Source organism: Methylocystis sp. (genome assembly GCF_050246715.1).
Taxonomy (GTDB): domain Bacteria; phylum Pseudomonadota; class Alphaproteobacteria; order Rhizobiales; family Beijerinckiaceae; genus Methylocystis.
The window spans coordinates 1-5321 of the sequence record NZ_JBFWVN010000102.1 but is presented as its reverse complement, the minus strand read 5'-3'; the positions used below and the strand labels follow the sequence as shown (position 1 = coordinate 5321).

5 protein-coding genes are annotated in these 5321 nt (G+C 63.3%); 1 reads left to right on the top strand and 4 read right to left on the bottom strand.

Features of this window, described 5'->3' with window-relative positions; genetic code table 11:
- Window positions 1-182 precede the first annotated feature (182 nt).
- The 4 genes from murA to galU all read right to left on the bottom strand — a co-directional run bounded on the left by murA (window position 183) and on the right by galU (window position 3995).
- Entirely contained in the window at window positions 183-1478 is a 1296-nt protein-coding gene (gene murA / locus AB7I51_RS17565; protein WP_428405560.1) for a UDP-N-acetylglucosamine 1-carboxyvinyltransferase, read from the bottom strand.
- Window positions 1478-1678, bottom strand: coding sequence for a hypothetical protein (locus AB7I51_RS17560; protein ID WP_428405559.1), 201 nt, complete (start codon window positions 1676-1678; stop codon window positions 1478-1480). The genes murA and AB7I51_RS17560 overlap by 1 nt, the downstream gene beginning before the upstream one ends.
- 50 nt (window positions 1679-1728) lie before the next feature.
- Window positions 1729-2946 carry a beta-ketoacyl-[acyl-carrier-protein] synthase family protein gene (locus AB7I51_RS17555; RefSeq protein ID WP_428405558.1) on the bottom strand — a complete coding sequence of 406 codons (1218 nt, stop codon included), beginning with the start codon at window positions 2944-2946 and terminating at the stop codon, window positions 1729-1731.
- A gap of 164 nt (window positions 2947-3110) precedes the next feature.
- Entirely contained in the window at window positions 3111-3995 is an 885-nt protein-coding gene (galU, locus tag AB7I51_RS17550; protein WP_428405557.1) for a UTP--glucose-1-phosphate uridylyltransferase GalU, read from the bottom strand.
- Window positions 3996-4138: 143 nt separating this feature from the next.
- Between galU and galE the strand changes: the two genes are divergently transcribed.
- Entirely contained in the window at window positions 4139-5128 is a 990-nt protein-coding gene (galE, locus tag AB7I51_RS17545) for a UDP-glucose 4-epimerase GalE (protein ID WP_428405556.1), read from the top strand.
- Window positions 5129-5321 lie beyond the last annotated feature (193 nt).

The window sequence follows — 5321 nt, the reverse complement described above, 5'->3', positions numbered from 1 at the left end:
ACAACTTCCGCCGCCTGCTCGCATGGCTGGCGCTTCTGTGGGCCTTGTTCCTGAGCGTCCTCGACGACGCCAACGCCTCAAATCGCCGACTAATCGCCGCTTAAATCGCGTTCTTCACGGGCGACTGACTCTGGATTCCCGAACGCGCGCTAAGCGCGCGTTCGGGAATGACATCCGCTCGCTCACCCCGGCGCGGTGATACGCTCGATTTCAGCGCCGCAGCCGCGCAATTTCTTCTCAAGTCGCTCGAAGCCGCGATCGAGATGGTAGACGCGGTTGATCGTCGTCTCGCCTCGGGCGGCGAGCGCCGCGATGACGAGCGAGACCGACGCGCGCAGATCCGTCGCCATCACCTGCGCGCCTTCGAGATGATCCGCGCCGGTTACGATCGCCGTATCGCCTTCGAGCTTGATATGCGCGCCAAGCCGCGCAAGCTCCTGCACATGCATGAAGCGATTTTCGAAAATCGTCTCGGTTATACGCGACACGCCCTTGGCGCGGGTCATCAGCGCCATGAACTGCGCCTGCAAATCAGTCGGAAAGGCCGGGAACGGCGCGGTCTCGACGCTGACCGGCGAAATGCCAGCGCCGTTGCGCGCCACGCGCAATCCTTCATTCGTCTCGCTCACGCTGACGCCGGTCGCCTCCAGCGCGTCGAGCGCCGCCTGGAAAAGATCGGCGCGCGCGCCGGCGAGCAGAACGTCGCCGCCCGTCATCGCCACCGCCATGGCGTAAGTGCCGGCTTCAATGCGGTCGGGCATGACCGCATGTCGTGCGCCATAAAGCGAACCGACGCCTTCGATCTCGATCGTCGATTGGCCGGCGCCCGTAATTCGCGCCCCCATTTTCACCAGACAGTCGGCGAGATCGACGACTTCCGGCTCACGCGCGGCGTTTCGCAGCACGCTCGTTCCACGCGCCAGCGACGCCGCCATCAGCGCCGTATGCGTTCCGCCGACAGTGACTTTAGGAAATTCGATTTCGGCGCCGATGAGGCCTTTCTTCGCGGTGGCGACGACATAGCCGTTCTCGATATCGATTTTCGCGCCGAGCTTTTCCAGCGCCATGAGAAGCAGATCCACGGGGCGCGTGCCGATGGCGCAGCCGCCGGGCAGCGATACGCGCGCCTCGCCACATCGTGCGAGGAGCGGCGCAAGCACCCAGAAGCTGGCGCGCATGCACGAAACGAGCTCATAGGGTGCGGTGGTGTCAACGATCTCGCGCGCGGTGAGATGAACGGTGCGGCCTGCGTCGACGGAATCGCCGGCGCGCTTTCCGGCGATGGCGTAATCGACGCCATGATTGCCGAGGATGCGCTCAAGGAGCGTCACGTCCGCGAGCAGCGGCATATTGGCGAGCGTCAGAGTTTCGCGGGTCAGCAGCGAAGCGATCATCAACGGCAAGGCGGCGTTCTTCGCACCCGAGATAGGGATGACGCCATTTAGCCGGGTACCGCCGACGATCTTGATCTTATCCATCACCCCTCGCTGTCGCTTTCCGAGCGCTTTTCCTCGGCTTGCGCCGCATCCTGCAGCGCGCGCTCGCGCGCCTTGCGGCGAACGAGATTGGCGCGCAAGGCGGCGGCGAGCGCCGCCTTCCTGTTCGACGCGCCTTTAGACTTCGGGCCAAAATCCGCCCCTTTTTGGGCGCCCTTTCGCTTTTCGCTATCGCCGGCCATTGCGGTCATCTCGAAAATCTAGCGTGATTCTAGGGCGTTGGCCCTTCAAGTCACATCGCCCGCACGGCGAGCGTCGCATTGATGCCGCCAAAGGCGAAAGAATTCGACAGCGCGACGCGAATCGGCATTTCGCGCGCGACATTGGGAATGGCGTCGACCTCGCATTTGGGATCGGCTTCGAGAAAATTGATCGTCGGCGGCGCGATCTGATCGCGCAGCGCGGCGATCGTGATCGCCAGCTCCAGCCCCCCGCTCGCGCCGAGCGCATGGCCATGCACGGGCTTGGTCGAGGAAACCGGCGGCGGCTTATCGCCGAAGACCGCGCGCATCGCCTGCGATTCGGTGATGTCATTGGCGTAGGTCGCCGTGCCATGGGCGCTGAGATAATCGACGTCGCCAGGCTCCAATCCGGCGCTTTCAAGCGCCAGCTGCATGCAGCGCGATGGGCCTTCGACATCGGCGCGCAGCGGATCGAAGGCGTCGCTCGTCGTGCCGTAGCCCGCGAGTTCGCAAAGCGGCGTCGCGCCGCGCGCCTGCGCCCCCTCCAGCGTCTCCAGAATGAAGACCGCGGCGCCTTCTCCGAGAGTCATGCCATTGCGTTTTTGCGAGAACGGACGGCAGAGATCGGGCGTGAGAACGCGCAGCGCCTCCCAGGAACGAATCGAACCGCTGGTCACGCAGGCTTCGGCGCCGCCGGCGATCGCCCGGTCGGCGCGGCCGGCGCGCAGCATTTCAAAGGCTTCGCCGATCGCCTGAGCGGCGGAGGAACAGGCCGAGGCCAGCGCGAAGGTCGGCCCCTTGGCGCCGTAGCGCATGCCGAGAGTCGTCGGCGCGGCGCTGGGGATGAGACGCGGCACGGTCAGCGTATCCGGCCGGCTGTCGATCTTATATTCAAGATAGGCGTTGTTATCGATGGTCGTGGCGCCGCCGATGCCGGTGCCGATGATCACTGCCGTTCGCGGTCCGCCGACCTCCTTGCCCTCGAATTCCGCCTGGGCCAGCGCCTCGTCGGCGGCGACGATCGAAAATTGCGTGAAGGGATCGCAATAGGGAAGCAGTTCGGCTGCGATATATTTCGCGGGATCGAAATCCGGGACCTGCGCCGCGATTTTGATTCGTCCGGTGAACGGGCGCGGCAATTTCACCGGCCGCACGCAGGAGACGCCGTCGCGCGCCGCGCGCCACAGCGTCTCCGCGCCGACGCCGGCGGCGGACACCGCGCCCATTCCGGTAATCACGATTCTGCGCGCGGCGCTTCGTTGCGGCATCAACATTCAATCCCTTGCTTGATTTCAATCAGGCGCGGCCTTGCGCCGATCTGAAATAAACCTCTTCGATCTTTAATGAGGCGCGCGCGCCGGCGTCAAACGAAGGTCCCCGACGCCGGGCCGCCGCTCGCGCAAGAGACGAGCGTAGGTTTTGAAACTAAACGCTAATCGAGGAGTTTTTTCAGTTCGGCGCGCAGACCGTCGGCGACATCGGGCCGCGCCAGGCCGAAAGCGACATTGGCCGCGAGAAAGCCAAGCTTCGAGCCCGTATCATAGGTGCGTCCATCGAAGCGCACGGCGTGAAAGGGCCGCGTCTTCGCAAGATGAATCATGGCGTCGGTGAGCTGGATTTCGCCGCCGGCGCCTTTTTCATGCTTCTCGAGCAGCGTGAAAATTTCGGGTTCGAGAATATAGCGGCCCGAGATGATGAAATTGCTGGGCGCCGTGCCCTGCGGCGGCTTCTCGACCATGCCGGTAATCTCAAAAGTCGCGCCATAATCCTTACCGCGCGCCACAATGCCGTATTGATGCGTCTCTTCCGGCTTCACTTCCTCGACCGCGATGATATTGCCGCCATGTTTTTCATAAGCTGCAACCGCCTCGGCAAGGCAGCGCGCGGTTTTGCCCCTGGCCGGAAGCGTGATCATGTCGGGCAGCAGCACCGCGAAAGGCTCGTCGCCGATAATGTCGCGCGCGCACCAGACGGCGTGGCCGAGACCGAGCGGCGCCTGCTGGCGAGTGAAACTCGTCGCGCCGGCGGCCGGCAGGTCCGACATCAGAGCTTCATATTCCTTCGACTTGTTGCGGCGGCGCAGCGTATCCTCAAGCTCATAGGCCATGTCGAAGTGATCTTCGATCGCCCCCTTGCCGCGTCCGGTGACGAAAACGAAATGTTCAATTCCAGCCTCTCGCGCCTCGTCGACGACATGCTGCACGACCGGCCGGTCGACGACGGTCAGCATCTCCTTCGGCACGGCCTTGGTGGCGGGCAGGAAACGCGTGCCGAGTCCGGCGACGGGGAAGACAGCCTTGCGAATGCGTTTGCTCATGAAGCGGCCCATTGAGGTAGCGAGAGGGTTAACGACGACGCCGGGGCCGTGTAGCACGGTTTCGCCCAGTCTTAGAACTGGCGTGGCCCGCGTCAGAATGCAGCGGAAAATCAGGCGGAAGACATTTAAGGAAGGTTGCTGGCATGACGGTTTTGGTGACGGGCGGGGCAGGCTACATCGGCAGTCATACGGTTCTCGAACTACTCGACGCCGGCGAATCCGCCCCCATCGTGCTCGATGATCTTTCGACCGGCTTCCGCTGGTCGGTTCCCGACGGCGCGCCGCTTGTCGTCGGCGATTTCGGCGACGAAAGCCTCGTCGCTCAATTGATCGAGCGCCATGGGGTCGACGAGATCATTCACTTCGCCGCGAAGATCGTCGTCCCGGAGTCCGTCGCCGATCCGCTCCTCTATTATCTCAACAATACGGCGAAGGCGCGCGCGCTGCTCGCGACGTCGGTCGCCTGCGGCGTCAAGCGCTTCATCTTTTCATCGACGGCCGCGGTCTATGGCGAGCCGTTGCAAAATCCGGTGACCGAGGATGAGCCTTTAAAGCCGGTGTCGCCCTATGGGCGATCGAAGCTGATGGTCGAATGGATGCTGGAGGATACCGCCCGCGCCCATGGCCTCCACTATGTCGCGCTGCGCTATTTCAACGTCGCCGGCGCCGATCCGAAAGGACGATCGGGACAGTCGACGCCGAACGCCACGCATCTCATCAAGGTCGCCGTGCAGGCGGCGCTCGGCCTGCGCAAGAGGCTGCAAGTCTTCGGCGACGATTATCCGACGCCGGACGGCACTTGCGTGCGCGACTATATCCAGGTCACCGATCTCGCTCGCGCGCATCTCGACGCCTTGCGTTATCTGCGCGCCGGCGGCGCCAATCTCACCGCGAACTGCGGCTATGAGCGCGGCTTTTCGGTTCTCGAAGTGATCGAATCGGTGAAGCGGGTTTCGGGCGTCGATTTCGAGGTCGAAATCGCGCCCCGCCGGCCGGGCGACCCTGCAGCGATCGTCGCGGCAAATGAGAGAATTCGACGCACGCTCGGCTGGACGCCGCAACATGACGATCTCGACGAAATCATTCGACAGGCGCTCGAATGGGAGAAGCGCCTGGCGGCGCGCGGGGGCTGATAAACTTAAGCGATTGGTGAAGTTTTGATTGCCGTCGTCGCCGCGCGGTGATAGTTAAGCAAATGCCTAACATTACAGTTGCATTTTGATATGAGCGCGCTTTGCTTCTGCCTGATGTGCTCGTCGCCAGAGCGACCAGGCGATGATGAACTCTGGTCGGATGCGTTTGCGCGCAAGGCGCGTCGCGATACGG